This window comes from Leucobacter sp. HNU, assembly GCF_047946755.1.
GTDB lineage: Bacteria > Actinomycetota > Actinomycetes > Actinomycetales > Microbacteriaceae > Leucobacter.
This window is the reverse complement of sequence record NZ_CP178837.1, coordinates 1,223,952-1,249,189: the sequence shown is the minus strand read 5'-3', so window position 1 is coordinate 1,249,189 and position 25,238 is coordinate 1,223,952. Positions and strand designations below refer to the sequence as shown.

Annotated in this window: 25 protein-coding genes, 1 tRNA gene and 5 pseudogenes; 12 read left to right on the top strand and 19 right to left on the bottom strand. The window is 69.5% G+C overall.

The window, feature by feature from the left end; translation table 11 throughout:
* Positions 1–62: 62 nt before the first annotated feature.
* Both AB3K78_RS06110 and aceE read right to left on the bottom strand, forming a co-directional pair.
* Positions 63–1,259, bottom strand: a complete 1,197-nt coding sequence (locus tag AB3K78_RS06110) for a PucR family transcriptional regulator (RefSeq protein ID WP_416446871.1) — start codon at positions 1,257–1,259, stop codon at positions 63–65.
* A gap of 14 nt (positions 1,260–1,273) precedes the next feature.
* Positions 1,274–4,000: a pyruvate dehydrogenase (acetyl-transferring), homodimeric type gene (gene aceE, locus AB3K78_RS06105; protein ID WP_416446870.1), complete on the bottom strand. Its 2,727-nt coding sequence runs from the start codon at positions 3,998–4,000 to the stop codon at positions 1,274–1,276.
* Positions 4,001–4,280: 280 nt separating this feature from the next.
* Between aceE and AB3K78_RS06100 the strand changes: the two genes are divergently transcribed.
* The 3 genes from AB3K78_RS06100 to AB3K78_RS06090 all read left to right on the top strand — a co-directional run bounded on the left by AB3K78_RS06100 (position 4,281) and on the right by AB3K78_RS06090 (position 5,401).
* A complete protein-coding gene (locus tag AB3K78_RS06100; RefSeq protein ID WP_416446869.1) occupies positions 4,281–4,745 on the top strand; it encodes a peroxiredoxin in 465 nt (154 codons plus the stop codon).
* 65 nt (positions 4,746–4,810) lie between these two features.
* Positions 4,811–4,883, top strand: a tRNA-Val gene (locus tag AB3K78_RS06095).
* Positions 4,884–5,011: 128 nt separating this feature from the next.
* The gene (locus tag AB3K78_RS06090; protein WP_416446868.1) at positions 5,012–5,401 is read left to right on the top strand and encodes a VOC family protein; all 390 of its coding nucleotides are present in this window, start codon (positions 5,012–5,014) and stop codon (positions 5,399–5,401) included.
* Between the two features lie 658 nt (positions 5,402–6,059).
* Here AB3K78_RS06090 and AB3K78_RS06085 read toward each other — a convergent pair.
* The 3 genes and pseudogenes from AB3K78_RS06085 to AB3K78_RS06075 form a co-directional block, all read right to left on the bottom strand.
* On the bottom strand, positions 6,060–6,845 hold the full coding sequence (locus AB3K78_RS06085; protein WP_416446867.1) for a phosphatase PAP2 family protein: 786 nt from the start codon (positions 6,843–6,845) through the stop codon (positions 6,060–6,062).
* A gap of 31 nt (positions 6,846–6,876) precedes the next feature.
* A pseudogene (locus AB3K78_RS06080) lies at positions 6,877–7,679 on the bottom strand (TrmH family RNA methyltransferase); the annotation flags it as partial.
* Entirely contained in the window at positions 7,676–8,557 is an 882-nt protein-coding gene (locus AB3K78_RS06075) for an alpha/beta fold hydrolase (protein WP_416446866.1), read from the bottom strand. The pseudogene AB3K78_RS06080 and the gene AB3K78_RS06075, both read right to left, overlap by 4 nt.
* Between AB3K78_RS06075 and AB3K78_RS06070 the strand changes: the two are divergent.
* Both AB3K78_RS06070 and AB3K78_RS06065 read left to right on the top strand, forming a co-directional pair.
* A pseudogene (locus AB3K78_RS06070) lies at positions 8,545–9,006 on the top strand (hypothetical protein); the annotation flags it as partial. The gene AB3K78_RS06075 and the pseudogene AB3K78_RS06070 sit on opposite strands and share 13 nt — an antisense overlap.
* An 83-nt stretch (positions 9,007–9,089) precedes the next feature.
* The gene (locus tag AB3K78_RS06065) at positions 9,090–9,413 is read left to right on the top strand and encodes a hypothetical protein (RefSeq protein ID WP_416447398.1); all 324 of its coding nucleotides are present in this window, start codon (positions 9,090–9,092) and stop codon (positions 9,411–9,413) included.
* Between the two features lie 295 nt (positions 9,414–9,708).
* On the opposite strand, the gene AB3K78_RS06060 is transcribed toward AB3K78_RS06065, so the two are convergent.
* Both AB3K78_RS06060 and AB3K78_RS06055 read right to left on the bottom strand, forming a co-directional pair.
* The gene (locus tag AB3K78_RS06060) at positions 9,709–9,957 is read right to left on the bottom strand and encodes a type B 50S ribosomal protein L31 (protein ID WP_046456662.1); all 249 of its coding nucleotides are present in this window, start codon (positions 9,955–9,957) and stop codon (positions 9,709–9,711) included.
* A gap of 171 nt (positions 9,958–10,128) precedes the next feature.
* Positions 10,129–10,914: an ABC transporter ATP-binding protein gene (locus AB3K78_RS06055; protein ID WP_416446865.1), complete on the bottom strand. Its 786-nt coding sequence runs from the start codon at positions 10,912–10,914 to the stop codon at positions 10,129–10,131.
* 41 nt (positions 10,915–10,955) lie between these two features.
* On the opposite strand from AB3K78_RS06055, the gene serB reads away from it, so the two are divergent.
* Positions 10,956–11,606, top strand: coding sequence for a phosphoserine phosphatase SerB (serB, locus tag AB3K78_RS06050; protein WP_416446864.1), 651 nt, complete (start codon positions 10,956–10,958; stop codon positions 11,604–11,606).
* Positions 11,607–11,693: 87 nt separating this feature from the next.
* On the opposite strand, the gene AB3K78_RS06045 is transcribed toward serB, so the two are convergent.
* On the bottom strand, positions 11,694–12,503 hold the full coding sequence (locus AB3K78_RS06045) for an isocitrate lyase/PEP mutase family protein (protein ID WP_416446863.1): 810 nt from the start codon (positions 12,501–12,503) through the stop codon (positions 11,694–11,696).
* 75 nt (positions 12,504–12,578) lie between these two features.
* A complete protein-coding gene (fabG, locus tag AB3K78_RS06040) occupies positions 12,579–13,292 on the bottom strand; it encodes a 3-oxoacyl-ACP reductase FabG (protein ID WP_416446862.1) in 714 nt (237 codons plus the stop codon).
* Positions 13,293–13,397: 105 nt separating this feature from the next.
* On the opposite strand from fabG, the gene AB3K78_RS06035 reads away from it, so the two are divergent.
* From AB3K78_RS06035 to AB3K78_RS06020, 4 genes are read left to right on the top strand one after another with little or no spacing between them, the layout of a single operon-like run.
* Positions 13,398–13,805, top strand: a complete 408-nt coding sequence (locus tag AB3K78_RS06035) for a DUF3099 domain-containing protein (protein ID WP_416446861.1) — start codon at positions 13,398–13,400, stop codon at positions 13,803–13,805.
* Between the two features lie 37 nt (positions 13,806–13,842).
* Positions 13,843–14,058 carry a hypothetical protein gene (locus tag AB3K78_RS06030; protein ID WP_416446860.1) on the top strand — a complete coding sequence of 72 codons (216 nt, stop codon included), beginning with the start codon at positions 13,843–13,845 and terminating at the stop codon, positions 14,056–14,058.
* Positions 14,055–14,903 (top strand): SURF1 family protein, encoded by an 849-nt coding sequence (locus AB3K78_RS06025; protein ID WP_416446859.1) that lies wholly within the window; start codon positions 14,055–14,057, stop codon positions 14,901–14,903. The genes AB3K78_RS06030 and AB3K78_RS06025 overlap by 4 nt, the downstream gene beginning before the upstream one ends.
* Complete coding sequence (locus tag AB3K78_RS06020; RefSeq protein WP_416446858.1) at positions 14,896–15,846, top strand: cutinase family protein; 951 nt, start codon at positions 14,896–14,898, stop codon at positions 15,844–15,846. The genes AB3K78_RS06025 and AB3K78_RS06020 overlap by 8 nt, the downstream gene beginning before the upstream one ends.
* Here the strand turns inward: AB3K78_RS06020 and AB3K78_RS06015 are convergent.
* The 6 genes and pseudogenes from AB3K78_RS06015 to sufB form a co-directional block, all read right to left on the bottom strand.
* Complete coding sequence (locus AB3K78_RS06015; protein WP_416446857.1) at positions 15,830–17,428, bottom strand: ABC-F family ATP-binding cassette domain-containing protein; 1,599 nt, start codon at positions 17,426–17,428, stop codon at positions 15,830–15,832. The genes AB3K78_RS06020 and AB3K78_RS06015 overlap by 17 nt on opposite strands.
* 87 nt (positions 17,429–17,515) lie before the next feature.
* The gene (locus AB3K78_RS06010; RefSeq protein WP_099725020.1) at positions 17,516–17,860 is read right to left on the bottom strand and encodes a metal-sulfur cluster assembly factor; all 345 of its coding nucleotides are present in this window, start codon (positions 17,858–17,860) and stop codon (positions 17,516–17,518) included.
* A gap of 9 nt (positions 17,861–17,869) precedes the next feature.
* Positions 17,870–18,631 carry a Fe-S cluster assembly ATPase SufC gene (gene sufC, locus AB3K78_RS06005; RefSeq protein ID WP_416446856.1) on the bottom strand — a complete coding sequence of 254 codons (762 nt, stop codon included), beginning with the start codon at positions 18,629–18,631 and terminating at the stop codon, positions 17,870–17,872.
* Positions 18,632–18,634: 3 nt separating this feature from the next.
* Positions 18,635–18,960, bottom strand: a pseudogene (locus AB3K78_RS06000) (non-heme iron oxygenase ferredoxin subunit).
* Positions 18,957–20,146: pseudogene (gene sufD, locus AB3K78_RS05995) on the bottom strand (Fe-S cluster assembly protein SufD). Before sufD ends, AB3K78_RS06000 begins: the two co-directional pseudogenes overlap by 4 nt.
* On the bottom strand, positions 20,146–21,564 hold the full coding sequence (gene sufB, locus AB3K78_RS05990) for a Fe-S cluster assembly protein SufB (protein WP_416447312.1): 1,419 nt from the start codon (positions 21,562–21,564) through the stop codon (positions 20,146–20,148). Before sufB ends, sufD begins: the two are co-directional and overlap by 1 nt.
* Positions 21,565–21,845: 281 nt before the next feature.
* On the opposite strand from sufB, the gene AB3K78_RS05985 reads away from it, so the two are divergent.
* Both AB3K78_RS05985 and AB3K78_RS05980 read left to right on the top strand, forming a co-directional pair.
* On the top strand, positions 21,846–22,730 hold the full coding sequence (locus AB3K78_RS05985; RefSeq protein WP_416446855.1) for a COX15/CtaA family protein: 885 nt from the start codon (positions 21,846–21,848) through the stop codon (positions 22,728–22,730).
* A gap of 54 nt (positions 22,731–22,784) precedes the next feature.
* Positions 22,785–23,273 (top strand): hypothetical protein, encoded by a 489-nt coding sequence (locus AB3K78_RS05980; protein WP_416446854.1) that lies wholly within the window; start codon positions 22,785–22,787, stop codon positions 23,271–23,273.
* Here the strand turns inward: AB3K78_RS05980 and AB3K78_RS05975 are convergent.
* The 4 genes and pseudogenes from AB3K78_RS05975 to AB3K78_RS05960 form a co-directional block, all read right to left on the bottom strand.
* Complete coding sequence (locus AB3K78_RS05975; RefSeq protein WP_416446853.1) at positions 23,251–24,186, bottom strand: YihY/virulence factor BrkB family protein; 936 nt, start codon at positions 24,184–24,186, stop codon at positions 23,251–23,253. The genes AB3K78_RS05980 and AB3K78_RS05975 overlap by 23 nt on opposite strands.
* A pseudogene (locus AB3K78_RS05970) lies at positions 24,183–24,430 on the bottom strand (lipocalin family protein). The gene AB3K78_RS05975 and the pseudogene AB3K78_RS05970 overlap by 4 nt, the downstream one beginning before the upstream one ends.
* Entirely contained in the window at positions 24,400–24,708 is a 309-nt protein-coding gene (locus AB3K78_RS05965) for a lipocalin family protein (RefSeq protein ID WP_416446852.1), read from the bottom strand. The pseudogene AB3K78_RS05970 and the gene AB3K78_RS05965 overlap by 31 nt, the downstream one beginning before the upstream one ends.
* Positions 24,705–25,229 (bottom strand): mycothiol transferase, encoded by a 525-nt coding sequence (locus AB3K78_RS05960; RefSeq protein WP_416446851.1) that lies wholly within the window; start codon positions 25,227–25,229, stop codon positions 24,705–24,707. The genes AB3K78_RS05965 and AB3K78_RS05960 overlap by 4 nt, the downstream gene beginning before the upstream one ends.
* Positions 25,230–25,238: the final 9 nt, after the last annotated feature.

Here is a 25,238-nt window from a genome sequence, read left to right as displayed (position 1 = left end):
ATCGGACATGCAGGGAGTGCATGTATTCAACCAGTGTTTCGCGGTTCCGTTGTGGAGGTCCGCTATTTTTTGGGGCGCCCGGCGCGCCTTCCGCCGTGCTGGGCGATCGAACCGACGATGAGCGCCGACTGCAGGATCAGCGCTTCGCGCGCCCCAGTCGCGTTCCAGCCGATCAGCTCGGTCACCTTCTTGAGCCGGTAGCGCACGGTGTTGGGGTGCACGAAGAGCTCGCGGGCGGTCGCCTCGAGCGAACGGCCGTTGTCGAGGTAGCACCAGAGCGTCTCGAGCAGTTCGCCGGACTGCGCCACGAGCGGTTCGTAGATCTGCTCGATGAGCGTGCGGCGGGCGAGGCCGTCGCCGGCCAGCGCGCGCTCGGGGAGCAGGTCGTCAGCGGACACCGGACGGCTCGCACCGCGCCACGAGCGCGCGACCGCGACGCCGGCGAGCGCCGCGCGCGCGCTGCGGGACGCCTCGACCAGGTTCTCGACGGGCGGACCGAGCACGATCGGTCCGTCGGAGAAGCCGTCGGCGAGCCGTGCGGCGATGTCGATGAACGGCAGGGGAGCGGGGGCGGGGCGCCCCTCTTTGCTCTCGGGGTTCATCCGGCCGAGGACGAGCACGAGGCGGGTGCCCTGCAGGCCGATGAGCACATCCGCTCCGGCGTGACGGGCCGTCCGGCGGATCTGGTCGACGTCGACGACGCGGTCGGACGTGCCGACGAGCACCGCCGCTTCGCCGTCGCCGTGCCAGCCGAGCGCCGCGATCCTGCTCGGCAGTTCGTCGTCGCTCTCACCGGTGAGGATCGAGTCGACGACGAGCGCCTCGAGGCGGGCGTCCCAGAGCCCACGGGCCTCGGCGGCCCGCGCGTACACGTCGGCCGCCGCGAAGGCGACGTCTCGCGAGTAGTGCAGGATCGACTCCCGCAGCGCCTCGCTGCGGCTCGCCACGCGCTCCTCGACCACCGAGACGACCACGCGGATCAGCTGCAGGGTCTCCTGCAGGCTGATCGAGCGCAGCAGCTCGCGCGGGGCCGAGCCGAACACGTCGGACGCGATCCAGGGCGTGGAGGAGGGGTCCTCGTACCACTGGATGAACGAGCTGATGCCGGTCTGCGCCACGAGCCCGACGGCGCTGCGCCTGGACGGCGGCATATCGCCGTACCAGGGCAGCGTCTCCTCGAGTCGCGTGATCGTCTGGGTGGCGAGCTCGCCCGCGATGGTGCGCAGCCAGGCGAGCTCCTGTTCCTTCGATCGATCCATCGGGATGCGGCCGCTTACGCCTCGCCGCCGGCGCCGCCCGTCGTGCCCGCGTTGACGTCGAGCAGACGGTACTGCTCGGCAGCGCGGAGCGGGACCGAAGCGTCGATCTTGCCCTGCGCGGCGAGGCGCTGCAGCACCTTGACCACGACCGCCTCGCGGTCGATGGCGAAGTAGCGGCGCGCGGCGGCGCGGGTGTCGGAGAAGCCGAAGCCGTCGGCTCCCAGCACGGAGTAGTCGCCCGGGACGAACTGGCGGATGAGGTCGGGGACCTCGGTGGCCCAGTCGCTGACCGCGACGACGGGTCCCTCGGCTCCCTGCAGCTTCTGCTCCAGGTACGAGACGCGCCGCGCCTCCTCAGGGTGCAGGAAGTTGTGACGGTCCGCGTCGATGCCGTCGCGACGCAGTTCGCCCCAGCTGGTGACGCTCCACACGTCGGCGGCGACACCCCAGTCCTTCGCGAGCAGTTCCTGCGCCTCGATGGCCCACGGCACGGCCACGCCGGAGGCGAGGATCTGCGCGGGGATACCGCCCTCGGTCGCCTCGCTGACACGGTGGATGCCGCGGATGATGCCGTCGACGTCCACGTTCTCGGGCTCGGCCGGGTGCTTGAACGGCTCGTTGTAGACGGTGAGGTAGTAGGTCACGTTCGGGTCCGGGTGCGTACCGCCGTACATGCGCTCGATGCCGGAGCGCACGATGTGGCCGATCTCGTAGCCGTAGGCCGGGTCGTAGGACACGACGGCCGGGTTGGTCGAGGCGAGCACGAGCGAGTGTCCGTCGGCGTGCTGGAGGCCCTCACCGGTCAGCGTGGTGCGACCGGCGGTCGCGCCGATCATGAAGCCGCGCGCCATCTGATCGCCCGCGGCCCAGATCGCGTCGCCGGTGCGCTGGAACCCGAACATCGAGTAGAAGATGTAGATCGGGATCATCGGCTCGCCGTGCGTCGAGTACGACGTTCCGACGGCGGTGTAGGCCGCGGTGGCGCCGGCCTCGTTGATGCCGACGTGGATCAGGACGCCCTGCGGGCTCTCCTTGTAGGCGAGCAGCAGCTCGCGGTCCACCGAGACGTAGTTCTGCCCGTTCGGGTTGTAGATCTTCGACGTGGGGAAGTAGGAGTCCATGCCGAAGGTGCGGGCCTCGTCGGGGATGATCGGCACGAGGCGCGATCCGAACCCCTTGTCGCGCATGAGGTCCTTGAGCATGCGGACGAACACCATGGTGGTCGCGGCCTCCTGCTGGCCGGTGCCCTTCGCGGCGATCGCGTAGCTCTTGTCCTCCGGCAGGGTGACCGCGGTGTGCGTCGTACGGCGCTCCGGGAGGTACCCTCCGAGCGAACGACGGCGCTCGTGGATGTACTGGATCGCCTCGTCCTGCTCGCCGGGGTGGTAGTAGGGCGCGTTGTAGACATCGGCCTCGAGCTCGCGATCGGAGATCGGGATGTGCATGGTGTCGCGGAAGAGCTTCAGGTCCTCCAGCGTCATCTTCTTCATCTGGTGGGTCGCGTTGCGGCCCTCGAAGTGCGGACCGAGGCCGTAGCCCTTGATGGTCTTCGCGAGGATGACGGTCGGGCGGCCCTTGTGCTCGGTCGCCGCCTTGAACGCCGCATAGACCTTGCGGTAGTCGTGGCCGCCGCGACGCAGGCCCCAGACCTGCTCGTCGGTGTAGCCGTCCACCAGGCGCAGGGCGCGCTCGTCGCGGCCGAAGAAGTGCTCGCGCACGTACGCGCCGTTCTCGGCCTTGTAGGTCTGGAAATCGCCGTCGGGGGTGACGTTCATCAGGTTGAGCAGGGCGCCGTCGGTGTCGTTCTCGAGCAGCGAATCCCACTCGCGGCCCCAGACGACCTTGATGACGTTCCAGCCCGCTCCGCGGAAGTAGCTCTCGAGCTCCTGGATGATCTTGCCGTTGCCGCGGACCGGGCCGTCGAGGCGCTGCAGGTTGCAGTTGATCACGAAGGTCAGGTTGTCGAGGCCCTCGTTCGCCGCGACCTGGAGCTGGCCGCGGCTCTCGACCTCGTCCATCTCGCCATCGCCGAGGAACGCCCAGACGTGCTGGTCGGACGCGTCCTTGATCCCGCGGTTGGTCAGGTACTTGTTGAACTGCGCCTGGTAGATCGCGTTGATCGGGCCGATGCCCATCGAGACCGTGGGGAACTGCCAGAAGTCCGGCATGAGGCGCGGGTGCGGGTAGCTGGGCAGACCGCCGCCGCGGTGCGAGTGCTCCTGGCGGAAGCCGTCGAGCTGATCGGCGGTGAGGCGTCCCTCGAGGAACGCGCGGGCGTACATGCCGGGGGAGGCGTGACCCTGCACGAAGATCTGATCGCCGCCGCCCGGGTGATCCTGACCGCGGAAGAAGTGGTTGAAGCCGACTTCGTAGAGCGAGGCCGCCGACGCATAGGTCGAGATGTGCCCGCCGACGCCGATGCCCGGCTTCTGCGCGCGCTGCACGGTCATGGCCGCGTTCCAGCGGATCCACGAGCGGTACTTGCGCTCGAGCTCCTCGTCGCCGGGGAACTCGGGCTCGTCCTCGGAGGCGATCGTGTTGACGTAGTCGGTCGTCGGGACCTGGGGCACGTTGAGGTGCAGCTGGCGCGAACGGGCCAGCAGGCTCGTCATGATCTCGCGACCGCGGCCGGCGCCTCGCGCCTCGACCACCGCATCCAGGGACTCGCGCCACTCGGCGGTCTCCTGGGGGTCCAGATCGTCCTGATCCGGTGCGTACGGATCCTCAGTGTTCACGGCCAAGATATTGCTCCTTCACCAAGCGTCGCGCTCCACCCAGGTGCGGGGGAGGCGAGGAGGGTTCCGCGGATACGCGGACCACCGTCCAGACTAGCGGCTTCCTCCGATGGTTCCCGCGTATTTCGGTGGGGGCCGTGTCCGATCCGCACAAAATGCGGCGTCTTCGCGGGGTTTCCGGCGGTGCGGCAGCGTGTCGCCGGGTGACATCCCGCCCGGCCGCGCTCGCTAGCATTGAGACGTTTCACACCACGGTGGCGCGTCCGCGCCGAGAGAGGAGTTCGCAATGGTGCTCGAGGTCGGTGCGATCGCGCCTGATTTCACCCTGTCGGATCAGCACGGCGAGGAGCTGAACCTGACGGAGCTCGTCGCGGAGGGGCCCGTCGCCCTGGTCTTCTTCCCGCTCGCGTTCTCCGGCATCTGCACGGGGGAGCTGTGCGAGCTCCGCGACAACCTCTCGATCTTCGCCGACTCGCGCGTGCGTCTCGTCGGCATCTCCGTCGACTCCGTCTACGCCCTCAAGGCATGGGCCGAGCAGGAGCAGTACGAGTTCTCCATCCTCTCGGACTTCTGGCCGCACGGCGCCGTCGCGCAGCAGTTCGGCGCGTTCGTCGAGGAGGCCGGCATCGCGACCCGCGCCACCATCGTGATCGGGGAGGGGCGCAAGGTGCTCGCCTCGTTCGAGACCTCGCCGGGCGAGGCCCGCGACTTCGGCGCGTACCGCGAGGCCATCGAGGGGCTCGCCGCCTGATCCCCTGAGATTCGTCTCCGCGAGCGGGTTCCCCTAAGCTTGGGGGAGCCCGCCCGCGGGCGAGAGGGCCTGTAGCTCAGCTGGTAGAGCGCCACGTTTACACCGTGGATGTCGTCGGTTCGATCCCGGCCGGGCCCACCGTTTCCCGTTCTCCTCGGAGCTTCGCTCCCCGGGTTCCTTCCCGTATGCCGACCGCACCCTTTCGAATGTCGGTGGCCGCGCGTACGCTGACGGCGAGCGGGATGGTCCCGCGCTGGAGGTGCGGCATGACCTGGAAAATCGAGCTGATCTTCGTTCCCGTCACGGACGTGGATCGCGCGAAAGAGTTCTACGTGGGAATCGGTTTCAACGCCGACCACGATCACACACCTACCGAGGGCCTCCGCTTCGTGCAGATGACGCCGCCCGGTTCCGCCTGCTCGATCGCGTTCGGTACCGGCCTCGACATCCCGCTGGAGCCGGGGCAGCAGAAGACCATCCAGGTGGTCGTGCCGAGCGCCGACGAGGCGAAGGCCATGCTCGAAGCGCAGGGCATCGCGACCCGCGGCGTCGAGGACCTCGGCTGGGGCAGGTTCGTCTGGTTCGACGATCCCGACGGCAACACCTGGACCCTGCAGGAGCTGCCCGACTACGCGGCGGCGAATCAGGCCGGGTGATCTGCTCGGGTCGGACGCACGCTGGATTCCTGGTCGCGCAGTTCCTGGCACACAGCCGGATCTGGGCATTTAGCCGGATGATTATGCGGCACTCGATCCGGCTGAGTGCACAGACCCGGCTGAGCGCACGGATCGGCATGAACGGGTCATCCGAGTTCGCCAGTGATTCGCCGGCCACGCGGTTGTCTTGACGACCGATCGCCTGCGAGGGTTCGGATGGCTCTCGGAGCTCCGTAGTGCGCACCCCACATCGCAGGGGATACCGCGCCACACCTGAACTGACATAATATAGATTATCGAGACATGGACCTGGTGCGCACCGGCGCCCTGCATTCATCGCCCGAACCGCAGATTTCACCCGTGCGGAGCCGGACTCGCTCCACGCCGAGCCTGCAGTGGGTCGCTGGCATTCGAGTTCTTCACTGCGTCGGTGCAGCTTCGTCGCGCGCGTTCCGGCTGGGCACGGCATCGATGTCCGGTGGGTTCAGGCGCCTCCGTGCGCATCGCCCGAGCTCCTTCCGGGGCCCGGAACCAGCCGGAGCTGACATAATCCACTTCGCGCCTGCCTCGCGTTCCTCAGCTCTCGTCGATCCTGCAAACCGGGTTCCCGAACCGGCTCGAGCAGCCCAGGACGGATGCGAGCCGGTCCCGTGGCGTCCTAGCCGGCCAGGACGAGCAGGCAGCGGGTGGTGAGCAGTCCGGTGCCGAGCACGCCCAGCTCCCCCGCGACGAGCAGCAGCGAACTCGCCGAGTCAAGAGCTGCGAACGCCGCGATCGCGAGCGCGACGAGCACGGCGATCACGCCGAGCGCCGTCAGGATCACGCGCGCGGTCGCGCCGAGCGCCGCCGGTGCGCCGAGACGAGGCGGATGGAAGACGGTCAGCATCGCGAAGATGAAGAGCACGAGCGCCTGGGCGCCGAGCACGTCGCTCGGGCGGTGCCAGCCGAAGGCGAGCAGCTGCCAGGCGGCAGCGCCGATCACGAGGGCGCCGACCAAGCCCACCACCGCGCGGACCCGCGGGGGCACGGCCCAGACGACCGCGGCGAGGAGGGCCGTGAAGACGGTCATGTGGCCGCTCGGGAAGGTGTTCGGCGCGTCGAACTCGAACAGGCCCGGCCGGGTCAACAGCTGCTGCTTGAGCAGCTGCGAGGCGAGGATCGCGAAGCCCGCCGTGAAGACGATCACGAACGCGCGACGGAACCCGTGGGCTGCGATGGTCAGGCCGCCGATCAGCGCCAGCGCGAGCGCGACGGACGAGACCGAGACGAGATTGAGCGGCGCGGGCGGATCCATCGTGAAGGTCGCCGCGTCCAGCACGCTGGCCTCGGCCTGCTGCCCGGTCGTGCTGCCGACGCCGAGCACGTAGGACAGTACGCCGATCACGGCTGCGCAGATCGCGATGGCGATCGCGCGGCCACGGCTGACGCGAGCGACGGCGATCACAGCGCGGGCTCCCCGCACCCGTCCCGCGATCGGCGGTGCGCACGGCCCACAGCGCGAGTGCCGCGGCCGTGGAGACGTTCAGGGAGTCGACGCCGTGCTCCATCGGAATGGTGACCACGCGGGTCGACGAGGCGAGAGCCCTGCGGGTCAGCCCCTCCCCCTCGGTCCCGAACAGGAGCGCGAGGCGATCCGGCAGCGCACCGACGTAGTCGGCGAGGTCGACCGCGTCGTCGCTGAGCGCGAAGGCGGCGAGCTCATAGCCGGATTCGCGGATCAGCGGGCCGGCCTCTCGCCAATCGGGCAGGCGCGCCCACGGGACCTGCAGGACGGCGCCCATGCTCACGCGAACGGCGCGCCGATAGAGCGGATCCGCGCACGCGGGGTCAGCAGCACCGCATCGGCGCCGAGCGCTGCGACCGAGCGGAAGATCGCACCGACGTTGGTGTGGTCGGCGAGGTCCTCGAGCACGACCACGCGGCGGGAAGCGCGCAGCAGCTCCCCCGGGTCGCGCGGTGCGGGCCGGTGCATCGAGGCGAGCGCGCCGCGGTGCATGTGGAACCCGGTCAGCTGGGCCAGCTGCTCGGAGGAGCCGACGTAGACCGGAACCTCCGGATGCTCGGCGAGCACGGGTTCGAGCTTCGGGATCCACTCCTCCAGGAGCAGTACCGAGCGCGGGCGGTGGCCGGCGCGGAGCGCCCGGTCGATCACCTTCGGCGATTCGGCCAGGTAGAGCCCCTCCTCGGGCTCCCGGACCCGACGGAGCGCGACGTCGGTCAGCTGCGTGTAGTCGGCGAGTTCGGGAGCGGAGAGGTCATCGATGCGGTGGATCCTCACGCGATCCGCTCCCCCGCGTGTTCGCGCAGGAACCCGGTGATCATCTCCGAGGCGTCGTCGACGGCCTCGTAGTGCACGAGGTGGCCCACGCCGGGCAGGATCCTGAACTCGGACCCGGTGATCTTGCGGTGCAGGGAGAGCTGCTCCGCGATCGGGGTGATGTCGTCGATCTCGCCGGCGATGATGAGCGTCGGCACGGTGTAGTCGGGCGCCGAGGCCGTGACGGTGTGCGACACCGAGGCGCGGAAGGCCTGCAGCAGCGTGGTCGTGTCGGAGAAACGGCTGAAGTAGCGGTCGTGCTGCCCGTGGATCCACGCGCGCTCGGCGGGATCCGGGGTCTTCGCCATGACGATGCTCATGGTGCGCACGATGGCGGGATGCCCGAGCAGTCCGCGCGCGGCGCGTTCGGGAAGCACGTCGGCCGCGCGGTAGTAGGCGATCGCCAGCTGCGTGAGCAGCGCTTGCGGGCCCTCGAGCGCCGGGGCCGAGATCGGGTTGATCAGGATCGCGAGGCGCGGATCGAGACCCGTCGAGACCGCGTTCGAGACGACCAGCGTGCCGAAGGAATGCCCCAGGATCGCGTGCCCGTCCGGCGCGGCCTCCGCGGCGAAGGCGCGCAGCCACTCGCCGTAGAGCGCGATGTCGTGCTCGCGATCCGGGATCGCGGGCGTCTCACCGAAACCGGGCAGGTCGGGCACGAGGACGCGCAGGTCGGGCTGCAGCTCGGCGATTCGCAGAGCGAGCCCCTCCAGCCCGTGGTGGTCGCCGCGGAACCCGTGCACGAGGATCAGCGCGGCGCCCTCGGGGTCGCCGTACTGCCAGGTGCGCGTGCCGATCCCGAGGGTCGGCACGATGAGATCGGGAGGTGCGTCGTTCACAGTCCGAGTGTATCCGTGCGGCCCTGTGCGAACCCGGAGCCGCGGGTGTGCAGAAGCCCGGGAACGTCTGGGCATCCGATCCGAATGGGCCCCCGCGTCGATTGTCGGCGGTCGCCGATAGCATCGAGCCGAAGGAAGGATCAGCGAATGACCGAACGACTCCCCTCTGGGCCGAGCACCTCGCCGTGTTCGACACCGAGACCACCGGTGTGGAGACCTCGAGTGCGCGTATCGTGACCTCGACCATCGCGCTCGTCGGCCCCGGCGGCGAGGTGACCGAGCGCTACGACTGGCTGATCGACCCGGGCGTCGAGATCCCCGAGCCCGCGGTGCGGGTGCACGGCATCAGCACCGCGGTCGCCCGCGCGAGCGGCGTCGACCCGGCGGTGGGCGTCGCGCAGATCATCGAGCAGCTCGCCGCCATGATCGAGCGGGGATTCCCGATCGTGGCGTACAACGCACCGTTCGACCTCTCGCTGCTGCGCGCCGAGGCGGCGCGCCACGGCGTGACCTGGCTCGACCCCTCTCCCCCGTGCTCGACCCGCTCATCCTCGACAAGCAGTTCGACCGCTACCGCAAGGGCAAGCGCACGCTCGTCGCGGTCGCCGAGCACTACGGCGTCGAACTGGGCACTGCGGCCCACGACGCGGGCGAGGACGCCATCGCCACCGGACGGGTGCTGCAGGCCATCGCGCGCAAGTACGCCGCATCGCTTCCGGGCGAACTGCCCGAGCTCCACCAGGCCCAGATCGGGTGGGCTGCCGCTCAGGCCGCGAGCTTCCAGGACTACATGCGCCGTGCCCGCGACCCGCACTTCATCGCCGACGGCGGTTGGCCGCTGCGCACGAACGGCTGAGCCGTGCACCTCAGTGGTTCCGTTCAGCGGTTCCGCCGGGAGCGCGGAAACCGCCGGGAGCGCGGAAACCGACGAGAGAACGGATAACCGGCGAGGGCACCCCTGATCAACTCGCGCGAAGGGGGCATCTCGTCGAAAGCCCGTTCTCTCGTCGAGCCACGGGCCACTCCCCGCTCTCGACGGGCGCATCCGCCAAGCGTGCCCTGCGAACGGAGCACCCCGAGAACGCAGGAGGGGCGGCGATCCGAAGATCGCCGCCCCCTCCGGGGAAGCCAGTCTGGCTGGCCGCAGCTGCTTAGGCGCCGAAGCCCTTGAAGCGCTGGTTGAACTTCTCGACGCGGCCGGCCGAGTCCATGATGCGCTGCTTGCCCGTGTAGAACGGGTGCGAGGCGCTCGAGATCTCGACATCGATGACCGGGTAGGTCGCGCCGTCGAGCTCGATGGTCTTCTCGCTGGTCAGCGTCGAACGGGTGAGGAAGGTCTCGCCCGAAGCCAGGTCGCGGAACACGATGGCGTTGTACTCGGGGTGGATGTCGTTCTTCATGGAGTGGTCCTTAAGATGTGCGCCTGGAACGAGCGTGTAACAGCACGCTCAGAGGTCTTGGGAGCGGCGCGGTTACCCGCACCGAGGATCGATTCTATCACGATCGGGGCCGCGTGCGCGGGGACGCCGGGACGCGTTTCGCCGGCCCCGGGCCTGGCCCGCGTGCGGGGCCTACGGTCGAGCGATTGCGGCGTAGCGCCCGTCGCGCACCGAGAGCTCGAATGGCAGGCCGAAGGTCGCCTCGAGGTTCTGCTCGGTCAGCGTCTCCGCGAGGGGGCCGGCCGCCTGCACGCGTCCGTCGCGGAGCATCAGCAGGTGCGTGAACCCCGGCGGGATCTCCTCGACGTGGTGCGTCACCATGATCATCGCCGGCGAGCTGGGCGACTGGGCGAAGCCCGACAGCATCTGCAGCAGGCGCTCGCGCGCACCGAGGTCGAGGCTCGCGCTCGGCTCGTCGAGCAGCAGCAGCTCGGGGTCCGTCATCACCGACCGCGCGATCATGGCGCGCTTGCGCTCGCCGTCGCTCAGTGTGCCGAAGGCATGGTCGGCGAGAGCGAGCAGATCCCACTCGGCGAGCACGCGGTCGGTGCGACGCAGGTCGTAGTCGTCGTACTCCTCGTTCCAGCGCCCCTCCACCGAGTAGGCGGCGGTCAGCACCAGATTGCGCACCGTCTCGTCGTTCGGGATCCGCCGCGCGGTCGCGGAGGAGGCGAAGCCGAGCCGGTTGCGCAGCTCGAAGATGTCGACGCGGCCGAGCGTCTCGTCCAGGACCTCGACGCTGCCTCGCGTCGGGTAGTCGTTCGCGGTCGCGAGCTTCAGCAGCGTGGTCTTGCCCGCGCCGTTCGGTCCCAGCACCACCCAGCGCTGATCGCTCTCCACGGCCCAGTCGATCCCGTCGAGGATCGGCCGGCGGTCGCGCACGTAGGACACATCGGAGAGTCGGAGCACATTCACCATGCGGTCAAGCCTAGCCCCGCTCGCGTGCCAGACTGGTGCGCATGACCGCCGATTCTCGTGTTCGCCCGCTCGTCGTGCTCGACTGCGACTCCACCACCATCCAGGACGAGGTGATCGAGCTGCTCGCGGAGGTCGCGGGCACCCGCGACCTCGTCGCGGAGGTGACGGAGCGCGCCATGCGCGGCGAGCTCGACTTCGCCGAGAGTCTGCGCGAACGGGTGGCCACGCTGGCGGGCACTCCCGAGTCGGTGTTCGCCGACGCGTACGCACGGGTACGCCCGAGCCGCGGCATCCACGAACTCGTGGCCGAGGTGCACGCGCGCGGAGGCATCGTCGGCGTGGTCTCCGGCGGCTTCCACGAGGTGCTCGATCCCCTCGCCGCCGACCTGCGCCTCGATCGCTGGCGCGCCAACCGGCTCGAGGTCGTCGACGGCGCACTCACCGGCCGCGTCGCCGGGCCGATCGTCGATGCCTCGGCGAAGGCCGCCGCACTGCGGGAGTGGGCCGCGGACGCGGGGATCCCGCTCTCGGCGACCATCGCCATCGGCGACGGCGCCAACGACCTCGAGATGATGGCCGTCGCGGCCGTCTCGGTCGGGTTCAACGCCAAGCCCGTGGTGCGCGAACGCGCCGATGTGAGCATCGAGGACGATCTCGCGCTGGCGATCCCGCTGTTCGACCGTCTCTCCTGAACCCGGAGGATCCGAGCACGCGCGCGGCCGCCGGGCCGGCCGTTCGCGCGCTCGGATCGCCGGCGAACCGGGGCCGGCTGCGGCTGCTCAGAAGTTGTTGAGCTGCTCCACGCCCGCCGGCAGCACGCCGTCGGCCAAGAGATCCGTTCCGAGTGCCTTCAGGGCGCCCAGCGCGACGTTCTGCGGCATTGGCCCGTAGGAGATGCGGGCGACGCCGAGCGCCTCGTACTCGGCCGCGCGCAGCGCACCGGGGAGACCGATGACGCTGACCCGTTGCTCGCCCAGACCGGCGACCAGCTGCTCGGTCTCCTCCGCATTCAGGATCGCCGGAACGAAGACGGCGGTGGCTCCCGCGTCCAGGTAGGCGCGGCCGCGTTCGATCGCGTCGGCGATGCTCTCGGCTCGCGGCCGATCCCCGGCACGCACGAGCGCGTCGGTACGGGCATTGAGCGCGAAGGGCACGCCCTCCCGCTCCCCCGCCTCGACCGCCGCCCGCATCAGCGCGACCGATTCGTCGAACGGACGCAGACGGTCCTCGATGTTCGCGCCGGAGGCGCCGACGCCGATCGCGCGCCGCACGGTCTCCCCCGCGTCGGCGAATCCGCCGTCGAGGTCGGCGGTGACCGGCAGATCGACGGCGCGCACGATCCGCTCGATGGCGGCGAGCATGAGGTCGAGCGGGATCTGCTCCCCGTCCCCGTAGCCGTGGCTCGCCGCGATGGCGTGTCCGGCCGTCGCGATCGCTGCGGTGCCGGGGAGCTCGGCGACGACGCGCGCGCTGACCGCGTCCCAGACGTTCACCACCCGCAGGATCTCGGGGGCTCGATAGGCCTGCCTCAGTTGCGCCGCATCGGCGGCGACTCGGTCGAGGGAACGGGGACTCGTCTCTGCGCTCATGGGGCCAATCTAGACCCCGGCCGGCCCACCGGGCCAGGGCCCTGCGCTCCTTCCCGGCCAGCCGTCAGGATGAGGTCAGTGGCCCATGCCCATGCCCCCGTCGACGGGGATGATCGCGCCGGAGATGTAGGCCGCGTCGTCGCCCGCGAGGAACGACGCGGCACCGGCGATCTCCGAGACCTGCCCGAAGCGGCCGGCGGGGATCGACGAGCGGTACTGCTCCTGCTGCGCCTCGGGAAGCGCCGCGGTCATGTCGGTCTCGATGAAGCCCGGGGCGATGACGTTCGCGGTGATGTTGCGCGCGCCGAGCTCGCGGGTGAGCGAACGGGCGAAGCCGACGAGCGCCGCCTTCGAGGAGGAGTAGTTGATCTGCCCGGGCGAGCCGTAGAGGCCGACGACGCTCGAGATGAGGATCACCCGGCCGAATCGCCCCTTGAGCAGTCCCTTCGCCGCGCGCTTCACCACGCGGAAGGTGCCCGTCAGGTTGGTATCGATGACGCTCGTGAACTCCTCCTCCGTCATGCGGAGCAGCAGCGTGTCCTTGGTGATCCCGGCGTTCGCGACGACGACCTCGACCGCGCCCAGCTCGGCCTCGATCTCGGAGAACGCGGCGTCGATCGACGCGGCATCGCTCACGTCGGCGCGCACGGTGAGCGCTCCTTCGGGTCCGCCCTCGCCCGAACGGGAGGTCACCGCAACGCGATGTCCGTCTGCGATCATGCGCTCCGCGATGGCGAAGCCGATACCGCGGTTTCCGCCGGTCACGAGCACAGTGCGAGGAGTGGTCATCGAGGATCCTTCCGTGGGAGTGGGTTCCCAGCCTAAGGGATCGCGGTTGACGGTCAGTTTGCACGCGCTCGGAGCGCGTAGGCTTGAGTGGAAGGACAGGTGAGCATGGCCGAGCAGTATCGCGTGACATCGGTGGGGGCGGCCCCGGCCGAGGATCGTGCGCACCGCATGCGCGCGTACTTCATCATGATGACGATCAGGATCGCCTGCGTCGCCTCCCTCTTCTTCGTCCGCGGCTGGTGGGTGCTGCTCTCCGCTGCGGGCGCGATCATCCTCCCCTACTTCGCGGTGCTCATCGCCAACGCCGTATCGAACACCGACGGTGAACGCCCCGACGCGCCGAGCCCGCTGCAGCTCGAGAGCGCCGAGCCCCCGGCCGAGACGGACGACGCGGCGGGCGAGGATCCCGCCGAGACGCTGATCGTGATCGATGCGCCCGCGGAGCGACGATCCACCCGTCCGCCCGCCGCTCCGAGCTCCGGCGACGACGACCCGACGGGCGCGACCGCGTGAGCCTCGGACTCCCCTCGCGTTCGGCGAGGAGCCCGCCATGCGTTTCACCTGCTCGCGCTCCGGCTGCGCCGAGGCCGCAGCGCACGCGATCCGCTGGCGCAATCCCAAGATCCACGCCGAAGACCGCCGCAAGACCTGGCTGGCCTGCGAAGCGCACCTGGAGACGCTGCGCGAATTCCTCGCCGCGCGCGACTTCCCGCTCGCGGTGGTGCCGGTGAGCGAGCTCGACGATACGGAGGCCCGCGACCGATGACCGCCGAGATCGGGTGGAGCTTCCTCCGCAGCCGCCGCTGGTTGGGCTATTTCGCGCTGTTCGTGATCTTCGCCGTCGCCTGCGTGCTGCTCGGCAACTGGCAGTTCGAGCGCCGGGCGGAGGCGCGCGCCGAGATCAACCGTCTCGACGCGAACTACTACGCCGCCGCGGTTCCGATCGACGAGATCGTCACCGACCCCGCGAGGTTCGACGAGGACCGCATGAAGTGGCATCCGGTCCTGCTGCGCGGCGAGTACGTCGGCGACACCTACCTCGCACGCAACCGTCCGGGCGAAGGGCGCGTGGGATCCGACCTCATTCAGGCGTTCAAGCTCGACGACGGCCGCATCTTCTTCATCGACCGGGGCTGGGTACCGGTCGACGGCAACCAGGCCGTGCCGAAGGATCTGCCTCGCGGACCCGAGGGAGAGATCGAGGTGCGGGCACGGCTCCGTGCGAGCGAGCCGGCGATCGCGGGTCGGACCAGCACGGGGCACACGGTCGCCAGCATCGACGTGCCCGAGCTGATCGACCTCGCGGGCGTGACGGGCGAGGTCTACTCGGCATCCTACGGGCAGCTCATCTCGGAGACGCCGAGTGCGAAGACGGGTGCCCTCCCGCCGAAGCCGGAACGCGATGAGGGACCGCATCTCTCCTACGCGCTCCAGTGGTACGTCTTCATCCTGATCGCGCTGATCGGTGTCGGCTACGCCGCCCGCCAGGAGTACCGCACGCTGAACGCGGGCGGCGAGACCGTACGCCGCCAGGACGAGCGCAGCGCGCGGCGCAAGCAGCGACGCGGCCCCAGCGACGCCGACGAGGAAGACGCGATGCTCGATGCGTGACCGCGCGATGGATCCGACGAAGCACGGCGGTGGACCGCGTCGGCCGGTCCGTCGACGCCGAGCAGCGCTCGCTGCGGCCCTGGGGCTCGCCGTTCTCCTGCCGCCGGTCCTCTCGGCCTGCGCGTCCGAGCCCGATGCGAATGCGACCCGGAGCTCGTTGTCGAAGGTGACGGAGCCCGCCGCTCCCCCGAAGGCCGCCGAGAAGTTCGACGCGAAGAAGCATCCCGATCCGATCGCCCAGCCCGAGTACTGCACCGCGTATCTCGTCATCACCGCGCGCGGCACCGGCGAGCCGGTAGGCAACCAGCTCGTCACCCCGGTCGCTCGCCGCATCGCCGAGGCGCGGCCGGGCGAGATGCTCACGGTCAACCTCATCTACCCGGCGGACACCGACATCAACGAGGGCGGCACCGAGGGCGTGCGCCGGCTGATCGATCAGCTCAACGTGCAGGCGGAGCACTGCCCCGATCAGCGGACGATCCTGCTCGGGTATTCCCAGGGCGCATTCGTCATCGGGGACGCGCTGGTCGGCCCCAAGGATCGCCTGATCGGCGAGACCGTCGGCGAGCTCACCCCCGAAGCGAAGGATCGGCTCCTCGCCGTGGTGCTCTACGGGGACCCCGCTTCGCGGGCGGTGAACCCTACGATGTCGGCACCTTCGACGAGAAGGTCGGCGGGATCCTCCCCCGTCGTGCCGGCGCGCTCGCGCCGTTCGCGGAGCGCGTCCGGGACTACTGCGTCAAGAACGACTTCGTCTGCCAGGCCAGCGATTCCCTCGACGAGAAGGGCCACGTGGCCTACTACCGGAATGGCATGCAGGCCGACGGAGCCGCCTTCGTCATCGGGCTGCTCGGTCCGCGCGAACGTCGCTGAACCCGACCGGGCCGTTTCGCGTGGTCCGACGGGAGTTCCCGCCGGACCACGCGCTACGCGAGCTCGATGAGCTCCAGGTACTCCTTGGACCAGTGGTCCTCGGTCGCGTCGGGCATGATCAGCACGCGTTCGGGGTTGAGCGCTTCGACCGCCCCCGGGTCGTGCGAGACGAGCACGACCGCGCCGGAGAAGTGCGCGAGCGCGTCGAGCACCTCCTCGCGGCTGGCCGGGTCGAGGTTGTTGGTGGGCTCGTCGAGCAGCAGCACGTTTGCGCTCGACACGACGAGCATCGCGAGCGCGAGTCGGGTCTTCTCGCCACCGGACAGCACGCCCGCCGGCTTGTGCACGTCGTCGCCGGTGAAGAGGAATGAGCCGAGCACCCGTCGCGCCTCGGTCTCGGTGAGGTGCTGCGACACGGAGATCATGTTCTGCAGCACGCTCGCCTTGACGTCGAGCGTCTCGTGTTCCTGCGCGTAGTAGCCGACCTTCAGGCCGTGGCCCGCGACGAGCTCGCCCGTGTCGGGCTCGTCGACGCCTGCGAGCAGGCGCAGCAGAGTGGTCTTGCCGGCGCCGTTGAGCCCCAGGACGACGACCTTCGAACCGCGGTCGATCGCGAGGTCCACGCCCGCGAAGATCTCGAGCGAGCCGTAGGACTTCGAGAGCCCCTCCGCCATCAGCGGAGTCTTGCCGCAGGGTGCGGGATCGGGGAACCTGAGCTTCGCCACGCGCTCCACCTGACGGACCTCGTCGAGTCCCGAGAGCATCCGCTCGGCTCGCGCGACCATCTGGTGCGCAGCCGCGGCTTTCGACGCCTTCGCGCCGAACTTGGCCGCCTGATCCTTCAGCGCCGACGCCTTCTTCTCGACGTTCGCCCGCTCCTTGCGGCGGCGCTCCTCGTCGGCGGCGCGCTGGCGCAGGTAGAGCTTCCAGTTCATGTTGTAGATGTCGATGACCTGGCGGTTGGCGTCGAGGTAGAAGACGCGATTCACGGTCTCGCCCACGAGGTCGATGTCGTGCGAGATGACGATGACACCGGCCTTGGAGTTCTTGAGGAACTCGCGCAGCCACACGATCGAATCGGCGTCGAGGTGGTTGGTCGGCTCGTCGAGGATCATCGTGTCGGCATCCGAGAACAGGATGCGCGCCAGCTCGATACGCCTGCGTTGGCCACCGGAGAGCGTCTTGAGCTGCTGATCGAGGATCCGGTCGGGCAGGCCGAGGTTGTGCGAGATCGACGCCGCCTCCGACTCGGCCGCGTATCCCCCGAGCGCCTGGAAGCGATCGGTCAGGTTGCCGAAGCGCTTCATCGCCTTCTCCGCGACAACGGGGTCGTCGGACGCCATCTCCTCGGTCGCCTTCTCGATGTTCTGCTGCAGCGTGCCGAGACCGCGGGCGTCGAGGATCCGATGCCGGGCGATCTGCTCCGGGTCGCCGGTGCGAGGGTCCTGCGGCAGGAAGCCGAGCTCGCCCGAGATGGTGATCTTGCCCTCGGCGGGCTGCAGCTCACCAGACAGGGTGCGGGTGAGCGTCGTCTTGCCGGCGCCGTTGCGCCCGACCAGGCCGATCTTGTCGCCCGGGTTCACCCGGAACGTCACACCCGACATGAGGCGCCGGGCGCCGACGTCGATCGCGAGATCCTCGACGGTGATCATGCTGTTCTCTCCTGAACTGGTATCGGCGTGCGGAGGCCCGGGGCGAGTCTCCTCGTCCCGGGCCTCCGCACTGAGCCGGCTCGCGAATCAGATCGCGAAGCCCAAAGCTCTCATCATATCTCGACCGTCGTCGGTGATCCGCTCCGGCGTCCACGGCGGCATCCACACCCAGTTGATGCGGAAGGCCGTGACGAGGCCGTCGAGCGCCTCGGCGATGTCGTTCTCGATCACGTCGGTCAGCGGGCAGCCGGCGCTCGTCAGGGTCATGCTGATGACCAGCGCATCGTGCTCGTCGTCGAAGGCCAGATCGTAGATCAGGCCGAGGTCGACGATGTTGACGCCGAGCTCGGGATCCGAGACGTCCTTCAGCGCTTCGAGCGCCTGCTCCCGGAACTCCGGGTCGATCGACGTGGTGGTGGCGGAATCGCTCATGCTCGCAGCTTACGCCTCGACGGCGAGGAAGCGGTCGTAGCCCTCTTCCTCGAGACGGTTCGCGAGCTCCGGGCCGCCCTGCTCCGCGACGCGGCCGTCGACGAAGACGTGGACGAAGTCGGGCTTGATGTAGCGGAGGATGCGGGTGTAGTGCGTGATGAGCAGGACACCGAGGCCGGTGTTCTCCTTCGCGCGGTTGACGCCCTCCGAGACGATCTTCAGCGCGTCCACGTCGAGGCCGGAGTCGGTCTCGTCGAGCACGGCGAACTTCGGCTTGAGCAGTTCGAGCTGGAGGATCTCGTTGCGCTTCTTCTCGCCGCCCGAGAAGCCCTCGTTGACGTTGCGCTCTGCGAACGAGGAGTCCATGCGGAGGTCCTTCATCGCGGCCTTGACGTCCTTCATCCAGGTCCGGATGGCGGGCGCCTCGCCGTCGATGGCGGTCTTCGCGGTGCGCAGGAAGTTGGCGTTGGTGACGCCCGGGATCTCGACGGGGTACTGCATCGCGAGGAACAGGCCCGCCTGCGCGCGCTCGTCGACGCTCATCTCGAGCACCTCTTCGCCGTCGAGCAGGATCGAGCCGCTCGTGACCTCGTAGCGGGGGTGGCCGGCGATCGCGTAGGCGAGCGTGGACTTGCCCGAGCCGTTGGGGCCCATGATCGCGTGGGTCTCGCCCTGGCGGATGGTCAGGTCGACGCCCTTCAGGATCTGCTTCGCGCCCTGGTCGGTCTCGACGCTGACGTGGAGGTCCTTGATCTCAAGAATGGAGGCCATGGTTCAAATCTCTTTCGTAACAGTGGGATCGATGTACACGTCACCGTCTTCGATTTCGACGACGAAGACGGGAACCGGCTCGTAGGCCGGGAGGTTCTGCGGAGCGCCGGTGCGGAGCGAGAAGGCCGAGCCGTGCGCCCAGCATTCGAGCGTGTCGTCCTCGACGAAACCCTCGGAGAGGCTGATCTGGCCGTGGGTGCAGGTGTCGCCGATGGCGTGCACCTCCCCTCGCCGTCGAGCACGACGGCGATCGGCACCCCGTCGATCTCGACGCGGACCGCCTGGTCCTGCGTGAGATCGGCGAGCGCCAGAGCCTTCTGTCGGGTCACGAGCGCACGCTCGCGGCGAGCTCCGCCTCGATGGCGTCGTTCAGGCGCTCCTCGGTCGCGGCGTCGCCGATCTGGGCGATCACCTCGAGCAGGAAGCCGCGAACGACGAGCTTGCGCGCCTCCTCCGCCGAGATGCCACGGCTCTGGAGGTAGAAGATGTGCTCGTCGTCGAAGCGGCCCGTCGCCGAGGCGTGACCGGCTCCTCGATGTTGCCGGTCTCGATCTCGAGGTTCGGGATCGAGTCGGCGCGGGTGCCCTCGGAGAGCACGAGGTTGCGGTTCTGCTCGTAGCTGTCGGTTCCGTCGGCGTTCTGGCGGATCAGCACGTCCCCGATCCACACGGTGTGTGCGCCCTCGCCCTGCAGGGCGCCCTTGTAGGTGACGCGGCTGCGGGTGTGGGGAGCGTCGTGATCCATGTAGACCTGGTGCTCGAGGTGCTGACCGGCATCGGCGAAGTACGCGCCGAGCGCCTCGCCGTTGGCCCCCTCGTGATCGAGGTGGATCGACGGGTTGAGGCGCACCACGGAGCCGCCGAGCGACACCACGATGTGGGTGAGCGACGCGTCGCGGCCCACGGTCGCGTAGTGGCTCGCGAGGTGGATCGCCTCGTCGTCCCACTGCTGGACGCTGACGACGGTCAGCTTCGCGCCGTCGCCGACGACGATCTCGACGTTCTCCGTGAGATTGGCGTCGCCGGCGTTCTCGAGGATCGCGAGACCCCGCGACTGCGGGGCGGCCTCGATCACGGTGTGCGCGGCGCGCTCCGCGTGGTCGAGCGCGTCGCGGCGGACGATCGCGGTGACCGGCTCGTCGCCCGAGATGGTCACGAGGTGGGCTTCGCCGAACGCGGTCCAGGCGTTCGCCGCACCGCGCTCCTCGGGGGTGCCCGCACGGCCGATGCGTGCGTCGTCGCGGGCGATCCACTCGCTCGAGACACCGGCGACCTCGGTGACCGAGACCGGGAGGCGCGAGCCATCGAGCGTGCCGTCCAGCAGGCCCTGGAACTTCGCGATGGGCGCGAACTTCCAGGTCGCCTCGCGACCGGTCACCTGCGGGAAATCGGCGACGTCGGTCGAGGTGAACCGATCGGAGCGGGTCTGCACGGGGATCTTGCGGTCCCAGCCGCCGTCCGAGTGCGCCACGGCGCCGTGCTGAGCGGGGTCCATCGTTGCTGCAGCGTTCGTCATTATCCGACGGATCCTTCCATGCCCATCTCGATGAGCTTGTTCAGTTCGAGCGCGTACTCCATGGGCAGCTCTCGGGCGATCGGCTCGATGAAGCCGCGGACGATCATGGCCATCGCCTCTTCCTCGGCGAGGCCGCGGCTCATCAGGTAGAAGAGCTGCTCCTCGCTGACGCGGGAGACGGTCGCCTCGTGGCCGAGTTCGGCGTCGTCCGTGCGGATGTCGATGGCCGGGTAGGTGTCACTGCGCGAGATCGTGTCGACGAGCAGGGCGTCGCAGACGACCGAGTTGGCGGCGTGGTGGGCGCTCGCCTCGACCCGGACCTCGCCGCGGTAGCCGGTGCGTCCGCCGCCGCGCGCGATCGACTTCGCGAGGATCGACGACTTGGTGTGCGGAGCGAGGTGGATCATCTTCGCCCCCGTGTCCTGGTGCTGGCCGGGGCCCGCGAAGGCGACCGAGAGGGTCTCGCCCTTGGCGTGCTCGCCGGTCAGGTAGATCGACGGGTACTTCATGGTGACCTTGGAGCCGATGTTGCCGTCGACCCACTCCATGGTGGCGCCCGCCTCGGCGACCGCGCGCTTGGTGACCAGGTTGTAGACGTTGTTCGACCAGTTCTGGATCGTCGTGTAGCGCACGCGGGCGTTCTTCTTCACGATGATCTCGACGACGGCCGAGTGCAGCGAATCGCTCTTGTAGATGGGAGCGGTGCAGCCTTCGATGTAGTGGACGTAGCTGCCCTCGTCGGCGATGATGAGCGTGCGCTCGAACTGGCCCATGTTCTCCGTGTTGATCCGGAAGTAGGCCTGCAGCGGAATCTCGACGTGCACACCCTTGGGGACGTAGACGAAGGAGCCGCCCGACCACACCGCGGTGTTCAGCGCAGCGAACTTGTTGTCGCCCGACGGGATGACCGTGCCGAAGTACTCCTCGAAGATCTCGGGGTGCTCGCGCAGCGCGGTGTCGGTGTCGAGGAAGATGACACCCTGCTCCTCCAGGTCCTCGCGGATCTGGTGGTAGACGACCTCGGACTCGTACTGGGCCGCGACGCCCGCGACGAGGCGCTGGCGCTCGGCCTCGGGGATGCCGAGGCGCTCGTAGGTCTCCTTGATCTCCTCGGGAAGCTCTTCCCAGGAGGTCGCCTGCTTCTCGGTGGAGCGTACGAAGTACTTGATGTTGTCGAAGTCGATCTCGGAGAGGTCGGCGCCCCAGCCGGGCATCGGCTTCCGGTCGAAGATCTGCAGGGCCTTCAGGCGCCGCTGCAGCATCCACTCGGGCTCGTTCTTGAGCGCCGAGATATTGCGCACGACGGCTTCGCTGAGGCCGCGCTGCGCCGCAGCCCCGGCTTCATCGGCGTCGTGCCAGCCGAACTCGTATACGCCCAAGCCCTCGAGCTCGGGCCGGTCAATCAGCACCTCTGGCATGGCTTCCATCCCTCGATCGTCTCCGCGCGGGAACCCGACGCGAGACCGGAGGGATCCGGCCCTCGGAGCGCGACCGCGCCCTGCGAGTTCCCTGCAGCGGTGCAGTAGTCTGGGCCGTGAGCGGCCGTGACTCCGAGACCGCAGGTGCTGGGCACCGCGCTCCGGGTCGCCGCACGCAACCTCAACTGACCATTCTACAGACTCGCTGTGAAAACGGGAGAGGTGCGCCGCGGTTCGACGAACCCGGTCCGCTCGTTCCGAGCACCGAGAGGAATCCACCCGTGTCGAGCGCGAGCACCGTCTCCCCCGCTTCCGATTCGCCCGCCGCGCGCCAGGCCTTCCGCGCACCGCGCTTCCTGCGCATCGCCGCGTGGGTGTCCTTCGTGCTGAACGCGACGATCATCGCGACCGGCGGCGCCGTCCGGCTCACGGGCTCCGGCCTCGGCTGCCCCACCTGGCCGCTCTGCACCGCGGGCTCCCTCGTCCCCACCGAGGAGCTGAGCTACCACTCGCTCATCGAGTTCGGCAATCGGACGATCTCGGGACCGCTCCTGGTCTTCGCGCTGCTCGTGGTGATCCTCAGCTGGCGTATCCGCGCGATCCGTCGCGACCTCCTCACCCTGTCGATCGTGGTCCTCGCCCTCGTCCTCGTGCAGGCGCTCGTCGGCGGCGTCATCGTCTGGCTGCACCTGAACGCGAACCTGGTGAGCTTCCACTACATCGTCTCGCTCGTGCTGGTCTGCCTGACGGCGGCGTACATCGCGCGCATGTACGAGGCGGCGGGCCCGCGCGAGCGCGCCGTGCCGAAGCCCTTCGCGATCCTCACCCACATCACCACCTTCGTCATGGCGATCCTCGTGGTCGTGGGGGTCCTGACCACGGGCGCCGGCCCCCACTCGGGCGACGCCGACATCCAGCGCCACGGCCTCGACGCGTCGATCCTCGCCCACGTGCACGCGTGGCCGGGCTACATCTCGTTCGCGCTCGTCGCCGTGCTCTTCGGCTGGGCCATCACCCGCGACCTCCGACCGCGCCGCTGGACCGGGGCGCTGCTCGGCCTCCTCATCGTGCAGATCGCCGTCGGCGTCTACCAGTCGCGCTCGGGCCTCCCCCGCTGGCCGTCGGCGTGCACATGGTGCTCGCTTCGCTCACCGCGGCGACCATGACCATCGTCGTGCTGCGCCTGAAGCGGCCAGTGGCGATCGACTGAGAACCTCCGCGTGCGCATCGCGATCGCCGTCGCCGGTTCTCTGCTGATCCTCGCGTTCGGCGTATTCGGGCTCACGGTGATGAACGACTGGGGGCTCGTCGCTGCCAGCCACGAACCGCTGGACCGGACGCTGGACGCGATGCGGCGGGCCGGCCAGGATCGCGCGCTCGTTCCCGGCGGCGTCTTCATCGTGCTGGGCGTCGCCGCGGCGTCCGGGCCTGCGTTCGCCGCGCTTCAGTCCAGTGCGCTCCCATCCTGGGCGCTCGCGGCGATTTACCTGGCACTGCTGGTGCTGGGCAGCCCCGCCTACTTCATGCTCTCGTTCGCCAATCTGAACTCGATCGGCGACACCTACGCCGACTGGGACGCCGAGGCGGTGCATCGCCTTGAGGCCCCGCTCTATCTGACGAGCCTGGGCGCAATGATCGTCCTGGTCTTCCTCCTCGCGGCGGTGGGGGTCCACCGCCTCGCACGCCTCACTCCCGGAGATCGGCCGTAGGCCTGAGCGCCTCGCGCTCCTCGCGCTCGGCCTCCTGCGCGGCGAGCAGTTCCGCCTTCGCCGCCTGCAACCGATCCTCTGCCTGCTGGCGACGCCGCTGAGCGAAGGTCTCCGCGCCGTATCTGAGACGCACCCGGTCGTGCGTTTCCGCGGTCGCGGTGATGATGTAGCTGCTCGCGATCAGGATCGCCTGCGCCGAGAGGTTCACCCAGAGCAGGATCGTCAGGGCGAGCGCCCCCAGCGCGGCGCCCGTCCACAGCGCGCGTGCGGGTGCGCGCACCCCCGACAGCAGCCGGAACGCCAGGGCGATGGCTGCCAGGTCGATCGCGAAGACGATCAGGATGCCCAGCGCGCGTGCGGCGAATACGGCTCCGATGCTGCGCGCCGACCACCCGAGCCACCCGGAGACGGTCTCGACGCCCGACGACGCGGCGACGCCGAGCACGGCCGCCACGATCAGGAGCCCGCCGAACGCGACGCCGACCAGGAGGTTCCGCAGGATCGTCCAGAGGAAGAAGCCGTCGTCGTGCAGCTCGCCGGAGAGCACCCTGAGCGCGGTGCGCAGGCTCCCGATGGCGCTGATGGCGGCGCCGACGAGGCCGATGAGCGACAGTGCGCCGACCACGGTGAAACCGACCGGGGCGTGGACCGCAGTGGGATCCACCACCTTCGACAGCCCGGGCAGCACGCGCTCGAGCGCGTCCCGCAGGGCGCGCAGCGCATCGGGGTCGCCTCCGAGCCACAGCGCGGCGAGCGAGAAGCCGAGCAGCACCGCGGCGAAGATGCTGAACAGTGCGCGATAGGTGATGCTGTCCGCCAGCATCGCGCCCCGGCGCTCGGTGTACAGCAGGAACGCGCGCACCAGCCGTAGCCGGAGCGCCCAGGCAGTCGCGCGTCTGACGAGTGCGTTCACGCCGAGGCGCCCGATCGGAGCTCGGCGTCCGAGACCGCTTCACCGGTCTGCTCCGTGCGAATCCAGGCCGTCAGGTCATAGCCCTGCGCGCGTGCCGTGCTGGCGTAGTCGGCGACCGTCGCGGCATCGAGTCCGGCCTCGCGCGCGAGCAGCCAGAGGTGCCTGCGGTCGGGGTGCCGACGAGCGCGATCCGGTATTCGGGATCGATGCGGATCACCCAGTAGTCGGCCCGCGTGAACGGGATCCAGCGCAGCCCAGCCGGCAGGAAGGTGACCCTGAGCCGGCCGGGATGCCCTCGACGGGGTCCGCCTGGCCGAGCGCCTGCGTCGGGGCGCCCTCGCCGTCGATGCAGCGGTTGTCGACGCGGATCGAGCCGTCCTCGCGCAGCGAGTACTCCGCGGTGACACGGATCGCGTCGTCGTCCTCGAAGCGCAGCGGCAGGCGTCCGATCTCGAACCACAGCCCCAGGTACCGCTGCAGATCGAGTTGCGCGACCGATGCGACGTCTCCGTTCGCGCTCATGCCCGGTGCTCCTCGAACGCCTCGGGCGACATGCCGGCGATGTATGCGGCCTGGCCCACGTGCTCGAGCGCATCGGCCGACATGCTGACGAGACGGGCGCCGCGCGTCACCGGCGGATCCCAGCGATCGTCGATCACCTGGGCGAGGGCCGCTTCGTCGAGCTCGGACAGGTAGGCGAGCTGTGCGGCGACCACGGCCCCCAGGTGGTCGAGCAGCAGGCCAGGGTCGTCGACGCGGATCGCGCGCGCCTGCTCCGCGCGGTGTCCGTAGCCGAGCTCGTGAGGACCGACCGCGAGTCCGAAACGACGATCGAAGCCGTCCGCGGTCCAGACCGGCTCGCGCCCGGAGAGGGCCGAGAGCTGCTCGTCGATCTCGCGCGCCGCGTGCCAGAGCAGCCATGCGACGGAGTTGTCGTGATGCGGGTGGGCGTTGAGCAGTTCCGGGGTCAGCCGATCGCGCAGGTGCTCCGCCGCGTCGAGCGGCCGCCGGGCCAGGTCGGTGAGGATCTCGATGGCGTTCATGGCGCCAGG

Excerpts from the sequence above, each read along its gene's own strand:
- AB3K78_RS06110 (WP_416446871.1), bottom strand. The coding sequence starts at position 1,259 with ATGGATCGATCGAAGGAACAGGAGCTCGCCTGGCTGCGCACCATCGCG.
- AB3K78_RS06100 (WP_416446869.1), top strand. The coding sequence starts at position 4,281 with ATGGTGCTCGAGGTCGGTGCGATCGCGCCTGATTTCACCCTGTCGGAT.
- AB3K78_RS06090 (WP_416446868.1), top strand. The coding sequence starts at position 5,012 with ATGACCTGGAAAATCGAGCTGATCTTCGTTCCCGTCACGGACGTGGAT.
- AB3K78_RS06060 (WP_046456662.1), bottom strand. The coding sequence starts at position 9,957 with ATGAAGAACGACATCCACCCCGAGTACAACGCCATCGTGTTCCGCGAC.
- AB3K78_RS06055 (WP_416446865.1), bottom strand. The coding sequence starts at position 10,914 with ATGGTGAATGTGCTCCGACTCTCCGATGTGTCCTACGTGCGCGACCGC.
- serB (WP_416446864.1), top strand. The coding sequence starts at position 10,956 with ATGACCGCCGATTCTCGTGTTCGCCCGCTCGTCGTGCTCGACTGCGAC.
- AB3K78_RS06045 (WP_416446863.1), bottom strand. The coding sequence starts at position 12,503 with ATGAGCGCAGAGACGAGTCCCCGTTCCCTCGACCGAGTCGCCGCCGAT.
- fabG (WP_416446862.1), bottom strand. The coding sequence starts at position 13,292 with ATGACCACTCCTCGCACTGTGCTCGTGACCGGCGGAAACCGCGGTATC.
- AB3K78_RS06035 (WP_416446861.1), top strand. The coding sequence starts at position 13,398 with ATGGCCGAGCAGTATCGCGTGACATCGGTGGGGGCGGCCCCGGCCGAG.
- AB3K78_RS06030 (WP_416446860.1), top strand. The coding sequence starts at position 13,843 with ATGCGTTTCACCTGCTCGCGCTCCGGCTGCGCCGAGGCCGCAGCGCAC.
- AB3K78_RS06025 (WP_416446859.1), top strand. The coding sequence starts at position 14,055 with ATGACCGCCGAGATCGGGTGGAGCTTCCTCCGCAGCCGCCGCTGGTTG.
- AB3K78_RS06020 (WP_416446858.1), top strand. The coding sequence starts at position 14,896 with ATGCGTGACCGCGCGATGGATCCGACGAAGCACGGCGGTGGACCGCGT.
- AB3K78_RS06015 (WP_416446857.1), bottom strand. The coding sequence starts at position 17,428 with ATGATCACCGTCGAGGATCTCGCGATCGACGTCGGCGCCCGGCGCCTC.
- AB3K78_RS06010 (WP_099725020.1), bottom strand. The coding sequence starts at position 17,860 with ATGAGCGATTCCGCCACCACCACGTCGATCGACCCGGAGTTCCGGGAG.
- sufC (WP_416446856.1), bottom strand. The coding sequence starts at position 18,631 with ATGGCCTCCATTCTTGAGATCAAGGACCTCCACGTCAGCGTCGAGACC.
- sufB (WP_416447312.1), bottom strand. The coding sequence starts at position 21,564 with ATGCCAGAGGTGCTGATTGACCGGCCCGAGCTCGAGGGCTTGGGCGTA.
- AB3K78_RS05965 (WP_416446852.1), bottom strand. The coding sequence starts at position 24,708 with ATGAGCGCGAACGGAGACGTCGCATCGGTCGCGCAACTCGATCTGCAG.
- AB3K78_RS05960 (WP_416446851.1), bottom strand. The coding sequence starts at position 25,229 with ATGAACGCCATCGAGATCCTCACCGACCTGGCCCGGCGGCCGCTCGAC.